Annotated in this window: 18 protein-coding genes; 4 read left to right on the top strand and 14 right to left on the bottom strand. The window is 69.2% G+C overall.

The window, feature by feature from the left end; genetic code table 11:
- Positions 1 to 49 precede the first annotated feature (49 nt).
- The 3 genes from gshA to holA all read right to left on the bottom strand — a co-directional run bounded on the left by gshA (position 50) and on the right by holA (position 3832).
- Positions 50 to 1336, bottom strand: coding sequence for a glutamate--cysteine ligase (gene gshA / locus ACWHMB_RS19030; protein WP_377482209.1), 1287 nt, complete (start codon positions 1334 to 1336; stop codon positions 50 to 52).
- 86 nt (positions 1337 to 1422) lie between these two features.
- Entirely contained in the window at positions 1423 to 2739 is a 1317-nt protein-coding gene (locus ACWHMB_RS19025) for a glutamate-5-semialdehyde dehydrogenase (protein ID WP_377482206.1), read from the bottom strand.
- A 37-nt stretch (positions 2740 to 2776) separates the two neighbouring features.
- Positions 2777 to 3832 carry a DNA polymerase III subunit delta gene (gene holA, locus ACWHMB_RS19020; protein ID WP_377482203.1) on the bottom strand — a complete coding sequence of 352 codons (1056 nt, stop codon included), beginning with the start codon at positions 3830 to 3832 and terminating at the stop codon, positions 2777 to 2779.
- 132 nt (positions 3833 to 3964) lie between these two features.
- Between holA and ACWHMB_RS19015 the strand changes: the two genes are divergently transcribed.
- Complete coding sequence (locus tag ACWHMB_RS19015; protein ID WP_293222894.1) at positions 3965 to 4240, top strand: YlcI/YnfO family protein; 276 nt, start codon at positions 3965 to 3967, stop codon at positions 4238 to 4240.
- Positions 4241 to 4301: 61 nt separating this feature from the next.
- On the top strand, positions 4302 to 4613 hold the full coding sequence (locus tag ACWHMB_RS19010; protein ID WP_377482200.1) for a type II toxin-antitoxin system RelE/ParE family toxin: 312 nt from the start codon (positions 4302 to 4304) through the stop codon (positions 4611 to 4613).
- A 23-nt stretch (positions 4614 to 4636) separates the two neighbouring features.
- Here ACWHMB_RS19010 and ACWHMB_RS19005 read toward each other — a convergent pair whose 3' ends face one another.
- From ACWHMB_RS19005 to ACWHMB_RS18980, 6 genes are all read right to left on the bottom strand, one after another.
- Positions 4637 to 5140 carry an LPS-assembly lipoprotein LptE gene (locus tag ACWHMB_RS19005; RefSeq protein ID WP_377482197.1) on the bottom strand — a complete coding sequence of 168 codons (504 nt, stop codon included), beginning with the start codon at positions 5138 to 5140 and terminating at the stop codon, positions 4637 to 4639.
- A 5-nt stretch (positions 5141 to 5145) separates the two neighbouring features.
- Positions 5146 to 7851, bottom strand: coding sequence for a leucine--tRNA ligase (gene leuS / locus ACWHMB_RS19000; protein ID WP_377482194.1), 2706 nt, complete (start codon positions 7849 to 7851; stop codon positions 5146 to 5148).
- Positions 7852 to 7961: 110 nt separating this feature from the next.
- Positions 7962 to 8441 (bottom strand): ExbD/TolR family protein, encoded by a 480-nt coding sequence (locus ACWHMB_RS18995; RefSeq protein WP_377482191.1) that lies wholly within the window; start codon positions 8439 to 8441, stop codon positions 7962 to 7964.
- A gap of 11 nt (positions 8442 to 8452) precedes the next feature.
- Entirely contained in the window at positions 8453 to 9094 is a 642-nt protein-coding gene (locus ACWHMB_RS18990) for a MotA/TolQ/ExbB proton channel family protein (RefSeq protein ID WP_377482188.1), read from the bottom strand.
- A gap of 6 nt (positions 9095 to 9100) precedes the next feature.
- Positions 9101 to 9919 carry a 4-hydroxy-tetrahydrodipicolinate reductase gene (gene dapB, locus ACWHMB_RS18985; RefSeq protein WP_377482185.1) on the bottom strand — a complete coding sequence of 273 codons (819 nt, stop codon included), beginning with the start codon at positions 9917 to 9919 and terminating at the stop codon, positions 9101 to 9103.
- A gap of 50 nt (positions 9920 to 9969) precedes the next feature.
- Entirely contained in the window at positions 9970 to 10521 is a 552-nt protein-coding gene (locus ACWHMB_RS18980; RefSeq protein ID WP_293225957.1) for an outer membrane protein assembly factor BamE, read from the bottom strand.
- A gap of 91 nt (positions 10522 to 10612) precedes the next feature.
- Between ACWHMB_RS18980 and fur the strand changes: the two genes are divergently transcribed.
- The gene (gene fur / locus ACWHMB_RS18975) at positions 10613 to 11065 is read left to right on the top strand and encodes a ferric iron uptake transcriptional regulator (protein ID WP_293225955.1); all 453 of its coding nucleotides are present in this window, start codon (positions 10613 to 10615) and stop codon (positions 11063 to 11065) included.
- A gap of 13 nt (positions 11066 to 11078) precedes the next feature.
- On the opposite strand, the gene hprK is transcribed toward fur, so the two are convergent.
- From hprK to hpf, 3 genes are all read right to left on the bottom strand, one after another.
- Positions 11079 to 12041 (bottom strand): HPr(Ser) kinase/phosphatase, encoded by a 963-nt coding sequence (hprK, locus tag ACWHMB_RS18970; protein WP_377482181.1) that lies wholly within the window; start codon positions 12039 to 12041, stop codon positions 11079 to 11081.
- A 40-nt stretch (positions 12042 to 12081) separates the two neighbouring features.
- Positions 12082 to 12549, bottom strand: coding sequence for a PTS sugar transporter subunit IIA (locus tag ACWHMB_RS18965; protein ID WP_293226619.1), 468 nt, complete (start codon positions 12547 to 12549; stop codon positions 12082 to 12084).
- A gap of 188 nt (positions 12550 to 12737) precedes the next feature.
- Entirely contained in the window at positions 12738 to 13067 is a 330-nt protein-coding gene (gene hpf / locus ACWHMB_RS18960) for a ribosome hibernation-promoting factor, HPF/YfiA family (RefSeq protein WP_293226635.1), read from the bottom strand.
- A 315-nt stretch (positions 13068 to 13382) separates the two neighbouring features.
- Between hpf and corA the strand changes: the two genes are divergently transcribed.
- Entirely contained in the window at positions 13383 to 14369 is a 987-nt protein-coding gene (corA, locus tag ACWHMB_RS18955; protein ID WP_293226622.1) for a magnesium/cobalt transporter CorA, read from the top strand.
- Positions 14370 to 14479: 110 nt separating this feature from the next.
- On the opposite strand, the gene ACWHMB_RS18950 is transcribed toward corA, so the two are convergent.
- The gene (locus ACWHMB_RS18950) at positions 14480 to 15241 is read right to left on the bottom strand and encodes a 5'-methylthioadenosine/adenosylhomocysteine nucleosidase (protein WP_293226625.1); all 762 of its coding nucleotides are present in this window, start codon (positions 15239 to 15241) and stop codon (positions 14480 to 14482) included.
- A gap of 169 nt (positions 15242 to 15410) precedes the next feature.
- Entirely contained in the window at positions 15411 to 17084 is a 1674-nt protein-coding gene (locus ACWHMB_RS18945; RefSeq protein ID WP_377482176.1) for a long-chain-fatty-acid--CoA ligase, read from the bottom strand.
- Positions 17085 to 17109 lie beyond the last annotated feature (25 nt).

Raw genomic sequence — 17109 nt, 5'->3', positions numbered from 1 at the left:
ATTGTGCGCCGAACGCGCCGGCGCGCCAAACCGGGCGGGGCCCAAGGCCTCAGGCGGTGTCGAGCAGTTCGGGGTCGGTGGCTTCCAGCTCGTAGCTGGCGGCCACCATGGCCAGGCGGGCGATCACGCCGTACATGTAGAAGCGGTTGGGCGCGCGCGCCTCGCCCTTGGCGCCGGGGCGCGGCAGGTGGGCGTTGCCGGCAAAGGGCAGGGGCACGAAGCGCGCGCCCGGCGCGTTCAGGCTGTTGTCGGCGCCGCGCTCGGCGTGGATGCGATAAAAGCCCCCCACCACGTAGCGGTCGATCATGTAGACCACCGGCTCGGCCACCGCGTCGTGGATGCGCTCGCCGGTCAGCACGCCTTCCTGGATGATCACCTCGCCGGTGGGCACGGGTGCGGCGCCGGCCTTGGGCGCCTTGGCGCCGATGTCGGCCAGGTCTTTCACGTCGCGCACCGTCATGATGCCCATGCCGCGCGGGCCGTGGTCGGCCTTGACGACGACGAAGGGCTTCTCGGCAATGCCGTATTCCTTGTACTTGCGCCGGATCTTGGTCAGCAGCGCGTCCACGTGCGTGCGCAGGCAGTCGCCGCCGTAGGCCTCGTGGATGTCGATCTGGCCGCAGGTGGCGAACAGCGGGTTGATCAGCCAGGGGTCGATGCCGATCAGCTTGCCGAAGCGCTTGCTCACGTCCTCGTAGCACTGGAAGTGCCGGCTCTTGCGCCGCACCGTCCAGCCGGCCTGCAGCGGCGGCAGCAGGTATTGCTCGTGCAGGTCTTCCAGGATGCCCGGCGCGCCGTCGGGCAGGTCGTTGTTGAGCAGGATGGTGCAGGGGTCGAAGTGCTTCAGGCCCAGCCGAAAGCGCTGGCGCTGCGCCGGCTCCAGCGTCAGCTTCTGGCCGTCGGCCAGCGTCATGGGGGTGGCGCGCTTGAGCAGCGGGTCGATCGAGCCCAGGCGCACGTTCAGCCCCGCCATGGTGAAGATTTCGGCCAGGCGCGCCAGGCTGGCCAGGTAAAAGCTCGACAGCTTGCCGCTTTCGGGCACGATCAGCAGGTTGTGCGCCTCGGGGCAGATTTTTTCGATCGCCGCCTGCGCCGCCTGCACCGCCAACGGCAGCGTGTCGGGCGACAGGTTGTGCCAGCCGTCGGGGTACAGGTTGGTGTCCACCGGCGCCAGCTTGAAGCCGGCGTTGCGGATGTCCACCGCGCAGTACAGCGGCGGCGTGTGCTCCATCCATTCCAGGCGAAACCAGCGCTCGATCACCGGCGTGGCGTCCAGCAGGCGCTGCTCCAGCTCGTTGATGGGGCCGTTCAGGGCGGTGATGAGGTGGGGAACCATGGGGGCGGGGGCGTTGGAGTCCCCGCAGTGTAATGGGCCTGCCAACCGGCCTCGGCCGCGTCGGGCGTGCCGGCGCGGCCGCTGGTTCAGCCGCGCACCTCGCCCTCGCCCAGCACCACCCACTTCAGCGAGGTCAGCCCCTCGATGCCCACCGGCCCGCGGGCGTGGAACTTGTCGGTGCTGATGCCGATCTCGGCGCCCAGGCCGTATTCGAAGCCGTCGGCAAAGCGCGTGCTGGCGTTGACCATGACGCTGGCCGAATCGACCTCGCGCAGAAAGCGCTGGGCGTGGCGGTGGTCGCTGGTCAGGATGGCGTCGGTATGGTGGCTGCCGTAGTGGTTGATGTGGGCGATCGCCTCGTCCAGGCCCGCCACCACCTTGATGCTGATGACGGGCGCCAGGTATTCCTCGTACCAATCCGACTCTTGCGCGGGCTTCAGCAATGCTTCGATATCAATAGCTGCTGGCGCTTGACTGGCGGGCGCTGCAGGCCGATTTTGCTTGAGAATCGCCAGCGCCTCGGCATCGCAGCGCATCTCCACCCCCTTGGCGGCAAACACGGCGCCGATGCGCGGCAGAAAGGCTTGGGCCACGCCGCGCGCCACCAGCAGGCTTTCGGTGGCGTTGCAAGGGCTGTATTTTTGCGTCTTGGCGTTGTCCACCACGGTGACGGCCAAGTCCAGGTCGCAGGGCTCGTCGACGTAGCTGTGGCAGTTGCCGTCCAGGTGCTTGATGACGGGCACCCTGGCCTCGCGGCTGATGCGCTCGATCAGGCCCCGGCCGCCGCGCGGGATGACGACGTCGACGAACTCGGGCATGGTGATCAGCAGGCCGACGGCGGCGCGGTCGGTGGTGGGCACCAACTGCACCGCCGCGGGCGGCAGGCCGGCCGCTTCGAGCGCCTGCTGCACCAGGGCGGCCAGCGCGCGGTTGGACTCGATGGCCTCGCTGCCGCCGCGCAGGATGGCGGCGTTGGCGCTCTTGATCGACAGGCTGGCGGCCTCGATGGTGACGTTGGGGCGGCTTTCGTAAATCATGCCGAACACGCCGATGGGCACACGCATCTGCCCCACGCGGATGCCGCTGGGCTGCTGCCGCAGGCCCACGACGTCGCCGATCAGGTCGGGCATGGCGGCCAGCTGCTCGCAGCCCTGGGCGCAGGTTTCGATGATGGGCGGCGTGAGCTTGAGGCGGTCGCGCATCGGCGCGCTCAGCTCGCCGGCGCGCGCCAAGTCGCGCGCGTTGGCGGCCTGCAGCGGCTCGACGTGGGCGCGCAGCAGGCGCGCCAGCTCGCGCAGCGCCTGGTTGCGCACGGCGGCCGGCGCGCGCGCCATGGCGCGCGAGGCGTCGCGGGCCTGGCGGCCCAAGGCTTGCATGGTGAGGGAGACGTCGGGCGCGTTCATGCCCCGATTGTCCCAAAAGATCGCGCCGAACGCCGGTTCAGCGCGCCGGTGCGCAGGCGCCGGTCAGGCTTTGCGCCAGCCGCTGCAGCGCCTGCCAGGGGTCCTGCGGCCAGCCGGGGTGCTGCAGGCCCTTGACGATGCCGTCCACGCGCCAGGCGGCCTCCAGCAGGGCGTCGAGCTGGCGCTCGGACAAGAGCGGCAGCACGCGCTCGAACAGGCGTTCGCGCAGGCCCCACACGCGCTCGCTGCGCAGCGCCAGCGGCAGCGGCTTGCCGGCGGCCATGGCGTCCTGGATGCGCTTGAGCGCGCGGATGTCCTCGGCAATGGCGTAGTGCACCAGCACCGGCGCCTCGCCCTCGGCCTGCAGGCCGTCGATCATGCGCTGCACGCGCTCGCGCCGGCCGGCCAGCACGGCCTCGGACAGCTTGAACACGTCGTAGCGCGCCACGTTGGTGACGGCCGCCTCCACCTGCTCCAGCGTCAGCTCGCCGGCCGGGTGCAGCAGGCCCAGCTTGCTGATCTCCTGGTGCGCGGCCAGCAGGTTGCCCTCCACCTGGTCGGCAAAGAACTGCAGCGTGCGCTGCCCCGCCTCGCCCGCCTGCACGCGCTGGCCCTGCGCGGCCAGGCGCTGGGCGATCCAGGCCGGCAGCTGGGCGCGCTCGACGCTGTCGATCTGGATCGCCACGCCGGCGCCCTCCAGCGCGCTGAACCAGGCGGATGTGCGCGTGGCCTTGTCCAGCCGCGGCAGCAGCACCAGCGTCAGCACCGCGTCGTTGCCCGCCGCCTGCTGGGCGATCTGCTGCAGCGCGGCGCTGCCGTCCTTGCCCGGCTTGCCCGAGGGCACGCGGATTTCGACGATCTGCCGGTCGGCAAACAGGCTCAAGGATCCGCCGGCGGCCAGCACGGCGCTCCAGTCGTAGTTGGCGCCCGCCACGGTGAAGCTGCTGCGCTCGGTGTAGCCCTGCGCGCGCGCCGTCGCGCGGATGGCGTCCGCCGCCTCCTGCGCCAGCAGCGCCTCGTCGCCGTGCAGCACGTACAGCGGGCGCAGCGCCTTTTGCAGGTGGGTGGGCAGTTGGGCGGCGCTCAGTTGCATGGTCCGATTCTCGCCGCTGGTGGCTTTTCTTGCGAGTCGGCATGGTGAACACGACAGTGGTCATGCTCGGGGTGGTGTGAATTGTGAAGCCTGTTCCAGATCGATGCATAGCAATTGCACTACACTTGGCTCATGAAAACCGCCCAACTGCCCCCGGTGCGTGTCGCCCCCGCCGTACGCGCGCAAATCGAAGCCGTGCTGCAGGCGGGCGAAACGCTGTCGCAGTTCGTCGAGCAGGCCGCCGTGCAGGCCGCGCAGCGCCGCCAAGCCCAGCAAGCCTTTGTGGCGCGTGGCCGCGCGGCGCTGGCCCGGGCACAGGAAACGGGTGTGCTGCATGACGCCGACGACGCTTTGGCAGCCATGCAGGCGCGGCTGGACGCCCGCGTGGCCGCGCTGCGGCGGTCATGAATCCCCGCACGCCCGCCGTGAAGGCAGCCCGCACGGCAATGAGACACACGGAGCTGACCCGGTGAGCTTTGCCGTCTGCCTGACGCCCGAGGCGCTGGACGACCTGCAACGGCTGGAAGACTTTCTCATCGAGTCCGCGCTGGCCCACGGAGACTTCGACCTGCCCGCCCGCGCCATGGCTGCCATCCAGCGCGAATTCCGCATCTTGGCGCGCAATCCCTTTACCTGCCGCATCGCTTTCGATGACCGGCTGGAGCGCGAACTGGTGATCCCGTTCGGCGCCTCGGGCTACGTGGCACTGTTCCACATCGTCAGCGACAAGGAAGTGATCGTGTCGGCCATTCGCCATCAGCGCGAGGATGACTATCACTGATGCTTGGGCATCACTGGCCTGGTTCAGTTGAGCTTGACGGTGGCCAGCCGCCGCATCACCTGCTGCACGATGTCGCTCTGCATGTTCTGGTAGAGCATCAGCGCCTCCTGCTCCTTCGACAGCGCGGCCGATTCGCTGTAGCTCTGGTCGATTTCGCGCAGGATTTCGGCGGTGGGCAGCAGCTCGCGTCCGGCGGGGGTGACGACCCGGAAGGCGAAGCGGATGCGCAGCTGGAACTCGCGCACCTCGCCGGTGGCCGTCAGGCTGACCACGGCGCGCTCGCGTTGCTCGCCCTTGCTTTCCAGCACCACGTCGGCCTTGGCCTTTTGCGCGGCGTCGGTAATGACCTGCACCTGTCCGGTGCCCTGCAGCTGGCGGCGCAGCTCCAGCCCCAGGCCCGACGTGGCGGGCAGCGCCAGGTCGATGCTGTGAAAGCTGAACGAAGGCGCCTTGCGCAGCGCAAAGCCGCAGCCGGCCAGGGCCAGCGGGGCGGCGGCCAGCAGCAGGGCGCGGCGTTGGCGGCGCACCGTGCTCAACCCACGACGACGTTGACCAGGCGCCCGGGCACGATCACCACCTTGCGCACCGTGGCGCCGGCGCCGAACTTGGCGAAGGCCTCGCTGGCCAGCGCGGCCTGCTCGATGGCCTCGCGCGAGGCGCCGGCGGGCACGCGGATGGCGCCGCGCAGCTTGCCGCCTACCTGCAGCACCAGTTCGATCTCGTCCTGCTCCAGCGCCTTGGCGTCGACGCCGGGCCAGGGCGCGTCCAGCACCTCGCCCTGCAGCGCGGCAAAGCCCAGCTGCTGCCACAGCTGGTGCGTGACGTGCGGCGTGACCGGGTAGAGCACGCGCAGCAGGATGGAGAAGCCCTCGGCCAGCGCGGCGGTGTCGCCGGGCGAGCCGTCGGGCTTGAACGCCTCAAGAGCATTGAGCATCTTCATCGCGCCCGACACCACGGTGTTGTATTGCAGGCGCTGATAGTCGTGCTCGACCTGGCCGAGCACGGTGTGGATCTCGTGGCGCAGCGCCTTGGCGGCCTTGCCGAGTTCCAGGCCTTTTTGACCGCTGACGCCCATGGATTGAGCGCTGACAGCTATGTTTTGAATAGCATTCAGCTTGACGCCGAAGTTCCACACCCGGCGCAGGAAGCGGTAGCTGCCTTCGACGGCGGCGTCGTTCCACTCCAGCGTCAGCTCGGGCGGCGAGGTGAACATGGTGTACAGGCGCGCGGTGTCGGCGCCGTACTTCTCGATCAGCGCCTGCGGATCGACGCCGTTGTTCTTGGACTTGGACATGGTGCCCACGCCCTCGTAGTCGATCGGCGTGCCCGCGGGCAGCCGGCCGTCGCCGCTGTCGGCCGGGTTCTTCAGCCGCGCGCCGACGATCTTGCCGCCTTCGTCGGTGACGTTTTCCACGTCCTGCGGCCAGAAGTAGTCCTTGCCGCCCTTGGCGGTGCGACGGCTGTAGATGTGGTTGAGCACCATGCCCTGCGTCAGCAGGCGGGTGAAGGGCTCGTCGACCTGCACCAGCTTCAGGTCACGCATCACCTTGGTCCAGAAGCGCGCGTACAGCAGGTGCAGGATGGCGTGCTCGATGCCGCCGATGTACTGGTCCATCGGCATCCAGTGGCGCGTGCCGCCGGCCACCATGGCCTGCTCGTTGGTGGGGTCGCAGTAGCGCATGAAATACCACGAACTGTCCACGAAGGTGTCCATGGTGTCGGTCTCGCGCCGCGCCGGCTTGCCGCATTGGGGGCAGCTGCAGGCCAGGAAGGTCTCGCACTTGTTGAGCGGGTTGCCGCTGCCGTCGGGCACCAGGTCCTGCGGCAGCACCACCGGCAAGTCCTTTTCGGGCACCGGCACCGCGCCGCAGTCCGCGCAGTGGATGATGGGGATCGGCGTGCCCCAGTAGCGCTGGCGCGAGATGCCCCAGTCGCGCAGGCGCCAGGTGACCTTTTTCTCGCCCAGGCCCTTTTGCTCCAGCGCCTCGGCCACGGCGTCGACCGCGTCGGGGTATTCGAGGCCGCTGAAGACGTCGGAGTTGATGGTCACGCCGCCCTGCTTGTCGGCGTACCAGTCGTGCCAGCGCGTGTCGTCGTATTCCTCGCCGTCGACGTGCACCACCTGCTGGATCGGCAGGCCGTACTTGAGCGCGAAGGCGAAGTCGCGCTCGTCGTGCGCGGGCACGCCCATCACGGCGCCGTCGCCGTAGCTCATCAGCACGTAGTTGCCGACCCACAGCGGCACCGCCTCGCCGGTCAGCGGGTGCGTCACCGTCAGGCCGGTGGCCATGCCTTCCTTTTCCTTGGCGGCCAGCTCGGCCTCGGTGGTGCCGCCCTGCTTGCACTTCTCGATGAAGGCGGCCAGCTTGGGGTTGCCCCGGGCGGCGTGCGCGGCCAGCGGGTGCTCGGGCGCCACGGCGCAAAAGGTCACGCCCATGATGGTGTCGGCGCGCGTGGTGAAGACGTACATGCGTCCGCCGCCGATGGGCTGGCCGTCCGCGCCCGCGATGTCGTGCGTGAAGGCAAAGCGCACGCCTTCGCTCTTGCCGATCCAGTTTTCCTGCATCAGGCGCACGCGGTCGGGCCAGCCGGTCAGCGTCGCCTTGGGGTTGCCGATCTGCACGTGGTCGAGCAGCTCTTGCGCGTAGTCGGTGATCTTGAGGTAGTAGCCCGGGATCTCGCGTTTTTCGACCACCGCGCCGGTGCGCCAGCCGCGGCCGTCGATCACCTGCTCGTTGGCCAGCACGGTCTGGTCCACCGGGTCCCAGTTGACGACCTGGGTCTTGCGGTAGGCGATGCCCTTGTCCAGCATCTTCAAAAACAGCCACTGGTTCCAGCGGTAGTAGCTGGCGTCGCAGGTGGCCACCTCGCGGCTCCAGTCGATGGCCAGGCCCATGGCCTGCATCTGGCCCTTCATGTAGGCGATGTTGTCGTAGGTCCACTGGGCCGGCGGCACCTTGTTCTTCAGCGCGGCGTTTTCGGCCGGCAGGCCGAAGGCGTCCCAGCCCATGGGCATCAGCACGTTGAAGCCCTTCATGCGCAGCTGGCGCGTGAGCATGTCGTTGATGGTGTAGTTGCGCACGTGGCCCATGTGCAGCTTGCCGCTGGGGTAGGGCAGCATGGAGCAGGCGTAGTACTTGGGCTTGGCCGCGTCCTCCGTGACGCGGTAGGCGTCGGCCGCACGCCACTGGGCCTGCGCGGCGGCCTCGACCTCCGAATGCGTGTATTGGTCTTGCATGGGGCAAATTGTAGGCGGCTCGCGGCCGCCCGATAACTATTAAAACAATAGCTGCCAGCGCTGGATGGACGGGCGCCGGAGGCCTGAAACGCTTGAAAACCGCGCCGCGCTCAGCGCGCGGCCCCCGCCGCCGGTGGGGCGCCGGCAGCGGCTGGCGGGGCGGCGCCGGGCGCCGGCGCGGGCGCCTCGGCCACGAAGCCGATGCGGTTCAGGCCGGCCTTTTGCGCCTCGCCCATCACCTCGACCACGCGGCCGTAGGGCACGCCCTGGTCGGCGCGCAGCTGCACCTCGGTGTCGGGGTTGTCCAGCTTGGCCTGCTGCAGCGCCACCGACAGCTCGGCCGCGTTGACCGGCTTGTCGTTGAAGAAGGCCTGGCCCGCCTGGTCCACCGCCACGGTGACGAACTGCGGCGGATCGCCCGGCTTGGCGCCGTCGGTCTTGGGCAAATCCAGCCGGATCGAGCTGGCCAGCAGCGGCGCGGTGAGGATGAAGATGACCACCAGCACCAGCATCACGTCCACCATGGGCGTGACGTTGATGTCGTACATGGGCTCGCTGCCCTTGGTGCGCTCCAGCCGCCCGAATGCCATGTCCGACTCCGTCAGGCCGGATGGGAGAACAGCTCGCGCAAATCGCGCGCAAAGCCTTCCAGCTCGGCCTCGATGGCGCCGATGACGCGCCCGAAGCCGTTGTAGGCCAGCACCGCCGGAATGGCCACCGCCAGGCCGGCGGCGGTCATGATGAGCGACTCGCCCACCGGGCCGGCCACGCGCTCGATCGAGATCTGCCCCGAGCCGGCGATGCTGGTGAGCGCGTGATAAATGCCCCACACCGTGCCCAAGAGGCCGATGAAGGGCGCGATGGAGCCGGTGGTGGCCAGCAGCACCTGGCCGAACTGCAGCCGCCGCATGACGCCGTGCAGCGCGCCGCGCAGCGTGCGCGTGAGCTGCTGCTCGCGCTCGCCGGCGCCGGCCAGGGTGCCGCCGTCCGGCGCCTGGGTGGCCTGCACCAGCGGCAGCACCAGCGCGGCGCGGTCGATGCCCTGCAGCTGCGTGGCGGCGTCCTGCAGCGAGGGCGCCTGCCAGAAGGCCGCCACCGCGCGCGTCACGTTGCCGCCGGCGCGCCGCAGCATCCAGGCCTTCCAGACGATGATCACCCAGCTGGCGATGGACATGAGCAGCAGCAGCAGCGCCACGGCCTTGCCGATGGCGTCGCTCTGCGCGAAGACTTGTTGCAGGTTCATGGAGGTTCAGCGCAAATTCAGCACGTCGGCCATGTCGAACAGGCCCGACTTCTTGCCGGCCAGAAAGCGCAGCGCGCGCAGGCTGCCCTGGGCGTAGCCGGCGCGGCTGGAGGACTTGTGGGCGATCTCGATGCGCTCGCCGGTGCCGGCGAACATCACCGTGTGCTCGCCCACGATGTCGCCGCCGCGCACGGTGGCGAAACCGATGGCGGCGGGGTCGCGCTCGCCGGTGTGGCCATGGCGTTCGTACACGGCGCGGTCGGCCAGGCGCGTGCCCTGCGCCGCGGCGATCACCTCGCCCATCTGCAGCGCCGTGCCCGAGGGCGCGTCGACCTTGTGGCGGTGGTGCGCCTCGATGATCTCGATGTCGTAGCCGCTGGACAGCGCCTTGGCGGCCAGCTCCAGCAGCTTGAGCGTGACGTTGACGCCCACGCTCATGTTGGGCGCCAGCACGATGGGGATGTGCTGCGCGGCGGCCTCGATCTGGGCCTTTTGCGCGTCGGCAAAGCCGGTGGTGCCGATCACCATGGCCACGCCGTGCTGGCGGCAGGCGGCCAGGTGCGCCAGCGTGGCCTCGGGGCGGGTGAAGTCGATCAGGCAGCTGGCGCCCTGCAGGCCGGCGGCCAGCTCGGCCGTCACCTTCACGCCGCTGGCCCAGCCGGCAAAGGCGCCGGCATCATGGCCCAGCGCCGGACTGCCGGCGCGGTCGAGCGCGCCGGCCAGCTGGCAGTCGTCGGCCGCGCGCACGGCCTCGATCAGCATCTGGCCCATGCGGCCGGTGGCGCCGGCAATGGCGACGCGGTGAGGAGCGGGGGCAGCGGTCATGGCAGGGCGGGGGAGGGCGCGGCGCGCGCGAGTGGCGCCGCAAGAAAACGTCAGCGCGGGCTGTCGAGCGGGGGGTAGCCGCCGGCCGGCGGCTCGGGGGTGGGCGCGGTGGCCGCCGCGGCGGCCGAGGCGCCGGGCGCCGGGAACTTGGCGAGCTGCTCCTCGGTGGCCTCCAGCGGCGGCACCTTGTAGGTCTTGTCGCGGCCGATGCGCTGCACGAACTCGTTTTCGCTGGGCATCTCGTCGCCCTCGAAGTGGTCCAGCGCGTCGCCGTTGAAGAACAGGGTCAGGCGGTACTGCTGCGGCTTGACGCCCTGGCGCGCGATGGTGAACACGTAGTCCCAGCGGTCGTTGTGAAACAGGCTGGTCATCAGCGGCGTGCCCAGCAGGTCGCGCACCTGCAGGCGCGTCATGCCCGGCTGCAGCTGGGCCACCTGCTCCTTGGAGACGAAATTGCCCTGCACCACCTCGGGCTTGTACAGCGTGATGGCGTTGGCCATGTCGCGCGTGGCGTCGTTGAACGAGCTGCAGGCGCCGACGAGCGCGGCCACGCACAGGGCGAGCGTCACCCGGCCGGCGTGGCGGACGGGGGGGCGGGGCATCTGGGGCATCGACGGGGGCTTGGGCACGATACGACCGGGCATTGTAGCCAGCGCGCGGCGCCGGGGCGTGCCGGCGGGTATGCTGCACGCCATGGACGACACCCTCAACGAGCTGAAGAACACGGGCCTGAAGGCGACCCAGCCGCGGCTGAAGATTCTGGAGATCTTCCAGACCTCCCAGCTGCGCCACCTGTCGGCCGAGGACGTGTACCGCCTGCTGGTGGCCGAGCACTCGGACATCGGTCTGGCCACGGTGTACCGCGTGCTGACGCAGTTCGAGCAGGCGGGGCTGCTCAGCCGAAACCACTTCGAGGCCGGCAAGGCGGTGTACGAGCTCAACGACGAGCAGCACCACGACCATCTGGTGTGCCTGGACTGCGGGCACGTCGAGGAGTTCTACGACGCCGAGATCGAGCAGCGCCAGAGCGCCATCGCGCGCGAGCGCGGCTTTACGCTGACCGACCACGCGCTGAGCCTGTACGCGCACTGCGACAAGCCGGTGTGCCCCTATCGCGGCAGCGCGCCGCCGCGCAAGGGGCCTTGAGCACCGCGGCCCCTCAGGCCGACGAGGCGCCGCCCTTTTCCATCGCCACGCGGTGGCGGTTGACGAACTCTTCGTAGGTGTCGATGCCGCGCAGCTGCAGGATGTGGTTGCGCACGGCGGCCTCCACCAGCACGGCGATGTTGCGGCCGGCCACCACCGGGATCACCACCTTGTGGATCGGCACGCCCAGCACGTCCTGCGACAGCGGCTCGTAGGGCAGGCGCTCGTAGTCGCGCTCCATGGTCTCGCGGCGCACCAGGTGCACGATCAGGCGCAGGCGCATGCGCCGGCGCACCGCCGCCTCGCCGAAGATGGCGCGGATGTCCAGCAGGCCGATGCCGCGCACCTCCAGCAGGTTTTGCAGCAGCTCGGGGCAGCGCCCCTCGATGGTGGTCTGGTTGATGCGAAACAGGTCGACCGCGTCGTCGGCCACCAGGCCGTTGCCGCGCGAGATCAGCTCCAGCCCCAATTCGCTCTTGCCCAGGCCGGATTCGCCGGTGATCAGCACGCCCAGGCCCAGGATGTCCATGAACACGCCGTGCATGGTGGTGCGGTCGGCAAAGTGCTTGGACAGGTAGGTGCGCAGCACGTCGATGACGAAGGCCGCCGACTCGTGGGTGGCGAACAGCGGAATCTGCGCGCGCTCGCACATGCTGACCAGCGCGTCCGGTGCCTGCTGGTTCTCGCACAGCACCAGCACCGGCGGCTCCAGCGTGACGATGCGCGCGATGCGCCGCGCGCCGTCCTCGGGCGAGCATTCGCTGATGTAGCGCACCTCGCGCTCGCCCAGGATCTGCAGGCGGTAGGGGTGGATGTAGTTCAGGTAGCCCACCAGGTCGGCACCCGAGCGCGCCTGGCGCACCACCACCTCGTCGAAGCGCCGTTCGGACGCGCCCTGGCCGGCCACCCAGTGCCAGCGCAGCGATTCGCGGTGGTCCTCGAACAGGACGTCGGCGCTGATGACGGTGGGTTTCATGCCGTCGTGACGCGGGGCGGAGGTGAAGCGGAAGCGGCGCTCAGCCGCCCTGGGCCGAATGCCAGTCGGCGATCAGCGCGTGCAGCTGCTCGGCCGTGGGCGCGGTCTTGATGCGCTCGCGCAGGCTGGCGTCCGACAGCAGCTCGGCGATCTCGGACAGGATCTCCAGGTGCTTTTGCGTCGCCGCCTCGGGCACCAGCAAGAAGATCAGCAGGCCCACCGGCTGCTCGTCGGGGGCGTCGAAGCCGATCGGCTGCGCCAGCTGCAGCACCGCCGCCATCGGCGCCTTCAGGCCCTTGATGCGCCCGTGCGGAATGGCCACGCCATGGCCCAGGCCGGTGGAGCCCAGGCGCTCGCGCGCGAACAGGCTGTCGGCGATCAGCGCGCGCGACAGCCCGTGCAGGTTCTCGAACAGCAGGCCGGCTTCCTCGAACGCGCGCTTCTTGCTGGTGACCTCGATGCCCACCAGCACCTGCGCGGCGGGAAGGATGGATGCAAGTCGATTCATGAAGGGGTGCGACAGCGTGGAGCGCCCATGTTACGCCAGCCGGCCGGCGCGCTGTCAAGCCGCGCGGTGCCGCGTGGGCGCTGGCTCATGCATGAGCCCGAGGGCCATCGAGTCATCGAAAAGAAAGCCGCCCGAAAAGAGGCGGCTGTGTAAGTGGAGTCGGTTGCAGGTGTTTTTATTTGCGAATCTTACATCAGATGTTTGCCGGCCACCCGGTCCACCGTCTGGCGCCGGTCCTTGTCGCGCACCAGCTGGCGATCGAGCTTGTCCATCAGTTCATCCACGGCGGCGTACAGGTCTTCGTGCGCACTCTCGGCATACAGCTCGCCGCCCTTGACCTTGATGTTGCATTCCGCGCGCTGGCGTCGGTCCTTTTCCTTCAGGTTGTCCACCGACAACAGCACCCGCACGTCCATCACCTGATCGAAATGCCGCGTGATCCGGTCCAGCTTGCCAGACACGTATCCGCGCAGCGCCGGGGTCACTTCCAGGTGGTGTCCGCTGATCGTCAAGTTCATACCAATCTCCTTGCTTGCGATGGGTGGCCGCCACGGGCACGTGCGGGTGGCGACCACCGGCCCATGCACGGCGCCTGGCAGCGCGCCGGGCGAGCCGTGCGATGCCATGATGCCCCCGATCCGCGGCCAGTGCAATCCCGCGGTGGCGCCCGGGGTGGTGCCATAATCGCCGCCGTTGAACCAAGCCAAGAAAGCACATCGTGGAATCCATTCCCAGTTGGTAGCTTTCGCCTCCCTGGAACGCTGGCACGGGGGGCCGAAAGCCCGCCTTGACCCATCCGCCAGACGCTTGCACCCCGCTGCAGGGAGAGCCTCATGTTGAACGTCTTCACGCTGTCGAACGGCCGCCTGTTCCAGGAAGAAATCGAATCGCTGGAAGAGCTGTCGCGCTTCCACCCCATCTGGGTCGACCTGGAAGAGCCCACACCCGAGGAAAAGCGCTGGGTCAAGCAGTATTTCGGCCTGTCGATCCCAGAGGACGCGATCGACGAGGACATCGAGGAGTCCGCCCGCTTTTACGCCGAGGACAACGGCGAACTGCACATCCGCAGCGACTTCCTGGTGGCCGACCCGGATGCGCCGCACCAGGTGCGCGTGGCCTTCATCCTCAACATCGTCAATGAGCAGCTGCGCAGCCAGGGCGTGCTGTTTTCCATCCACGACGAGACCGTGCCCGCGTTTCGCCTGCTGCGCATGCGCGCGCGCCGCATGCCCGGCCTGCTGACGGACGCCAAGGAGGTGCTGCTCAAGCTGCTGGACGCCGACGCCGAATACTGCGCCGACACGCTGGAGGGCATCTACGACGACCTGGAGGCGGCCGGCAAGAAGGTGCTGGACGACAACATCAGCGACGAGATGGCCAGCGAGGTGCTGGCCACCATTGCGCGCCAGGAAGACATGAACGGGCGCATCCGCCGCAACGTGATGGACACGCGCCGCGCCGTCAGCTTTCTGATGCGCAGCAAGATGCTGGACGCCGAGCAGTTCGAGGAGGCGCGCCAGATCCAGCGCGACCTGGACTCGCTGGACAGCCACACCACCTTCCTGTTCGACAAGATCAACTTCCTGATGGACGCCACCGTCGGCTTCATCAACATCAACCAGAACAAGATCATCAAGATCTTCTCGGTGGCCAGTGTGGCCCTGCTGCCGCCGACGCTGATCGCCAGCATCTACGGCATGAACTTTCGCAACATGCCCGAGCTGGAGCACCCCCTGGGCTACCCTTTCGCGCTGGCGCTGATGATCGCCAGTGCGCTGCTGCCGATGTGGTACTTCCGCCGGCGCGGCTGGCTGAAATAGCCCCTGGGTGTTCTCCCTCGCCCTCCGGGAGAGGGTTGGGGTGAGGGCGAGCGTTTTTGGACAAAACGTGGCCCTGGCCCGCGTCCAGCAAGCGCCAACAGCTATGCAAATCAGAGCGACTGGAAATACGCCTCCAGCACCGCCGCGCTGACCGGGCTGGCCACGCGGGCGACGAAGCGGCTGAAGTCGACGTGCGCGCTGTCGTCGGCGCGGTCCGAGATGGTGCGCAGGGCGGCAAAGGGCAGGCCGTAGTCGTGGCACACTTGGGCCACGGCGGCGCCTTCCATCTCCACCGCCAGCGCGTCGGGCAGGGCGGCGCGCAGCGCGGCGCTGTCGGCGGCGGCGGCAACGAAGCGGTCGCCGGTGACGACCAGGCCCTGGTGCAGGCGCGCCGCGTGCAGCGCGAACTCGCGCGTCACGCCCGCGCCCAGCGTGGCCTCGGGCCGCGCCAGCACGGCCTGCGCGGCGCGCGCCAGCGCGTCGGACAACGCGGCATCGGTGGCGAAGCGCGCGCGCCCGTACAGCGGCACCTCGTGGCGCGCAAACAGCGGCGAGGCGTCCATGTCGTGCTGCAGCAACTCGCGCGCCAGCACGAGGTCGCCCACGCGCACGTGCGCGGCCAGCCCGCCGGCGACGCCGGTGAAGACGATGCGGTCGACGCCGAAGCGCTCGATCAGGATCGTGGCCGTGGTGGCGGCCGCCACCTTGCCCACGCGCGCCAGCACCGCCACCAGCGCGTGCCCGTGCCAGTGGCCGCACCAGAAGTCGCGCCCGGCCACCGGCGCGCGCTGCTCGTCGGGCAGGCGCTGCAGCACGGCCGCCAGCTCGTCGTGCAGCGCGCTGACGATGCCGATGCGGGGCACTTCGTTCATCCCCGGCGCTGCGCGCCACCCGCCCCGCATGACACCCACGGAGCCGGGCGGCCGCGGAGCAGGCCACGCCAGCGATCGCCGTGGCCGGGGTCGCCCCGGTCACTGGCGATGCCCCCTGGAGGGGGGAGGCGCAACATCGCGCAGCGAGTGGAGCGACGGGGGTGGGTCATCATTTGTCGCGCAGCTCGCGCCGCAGCACCTTGCCGACGGGCGTCTTGGGCAGGTCGGCGCGGAACTCGATGATGCGCGGGCGCTTGTAGCCGGTGAGGTTGTCGTGGCAGTACTGGCGCACGGCGTCCTCGGTCAGGGCCGGGTCCTTCTTGACGATGACCAGCTTGACCGCCTCGCCCATCTTCTCGTCGGGCACGCCGACGGCGGCCACCTCCAGCACGCCGGGCATGGCGGCCACCACGTCCTCGATCTCGTTGGGGTAGACGTTGAAGCCGCTCACCAGGATCATGTCCTTCTTGCGGTCGACGATCTTGGTGTAGCCGCGCTCGTCCATGATGCCGATGTCGCCGCTCTTGAAGAAGCCGTCGGGCGTCATGACCTTGGCCGTCTCGTCGGGGCGCTGCCAGTAGCCGGCCATCACCTGCGGGCCCTGGATGGCGATCTCGCCCGGCTGGCCCAGCGGCACTTCGACACCGTTGTCGTCCAGGATCTTGATGGCCGTGCTGGGCAGCGGCAGCCCGATGGTGCCGGTGAAGGCCTTGGACGTCACCGGGTTGCAGGTGGCCGAGGGGCTGGTCTCGGACAGGCCGTAGCCCTCGCAGATCGGGCAGCCGGTCTTTTCCAGCCACAGCTTGGCCACGGCGCTCTGCACGGCCATGCCGCCACCGACCGACACCTTCAGGTTCTTCCAGTCGACGGTGCCGAAGTCGGGGTGGTGCGCCAGGCCGTTGAACAGCGTGTTGACGGCCGGAAAGGTGTGGATGGTCTCCTTGGACAAATCCTTCAGCACCGAGGGCAGGTCGCGCGGGTTGGGGATCAGGATCAGCAGGCCGCCGGTGCGCAGCGACAGCATCATGCCCACGGTGAAGGCGAAGATGTGATAGAGCGGCAGCGCGCAGACACAGGTGGACTGCTGGTCCTTGGGCACGGTGTCCATCGCCGGCTGGTTCCAGGCCTCGGACTGCAGCACGTTGGCGATGATGTTGCGGTGCAGCAGCATGGCGCCCTTGGCCACGCCCGTGGTGCCGCCGGTGTACTGCAGCACGGCGATGTCGTCCGGGCCGATGACCGGTGCCTTGAAGGTGGCGGCGCGGCCGCGGGCCACGGCGTCGTTGTAGCGCACCGCGCCCGGCAGGCTGAAGGGCGGCACCAGCTTCTTGACCTTGCGCACCACGTAGTTCACCAGCGTGCCCTTGAGCCAGCCCAGCCGGTCGCCCATCGAGGCCAGCACCACGTGCTTGACGGGCGTCCTGGCGATGCACTGCGCCAGCGTGGCGGCGAAGTTCTCGATGATGATGATGGCCTTGGCGCCCGAGTCGGTCAGCTGGTGCTCCAGCTCGCGCGCGGTGTACAGCGGGTTGACGTTGACCACCACGTAGCCGGCGCGCAGCACCGCCGCCACCGCGGCCGGGTACTGCGGCACGTTGGGCATCATCAGCGCCACGCGCTCGCCCTTGGCCAGGCCCAGGCCCTGCAGGTAGGCGGCCAGCGCGCGGCTTTGCTGGTCGGTCTCGGCGTAGCTGACGCTGTGGCCCATGAAGCGGTAGGCCGTGCGATCGGCGTACTTGCCGAAGCTCTCCTCCAACAGCTCCACCAGCGAGCCGTAGGCCGACGGGTCGATGTCCGCCGGCACGCCCTCGGGGTAGCCACTCAACCAGATGCGCTCGCTCATGCCAGAAATCCTCCGTGGGTTTGGT

The sequence above is a fragment of the Ottowia pentelensis genome, assembly GCF_964341695.1.
Note: the sequence above shows the minus strand (reverse complement) of the source record. Positions and strands in the feature narration are given on the sequence as shown.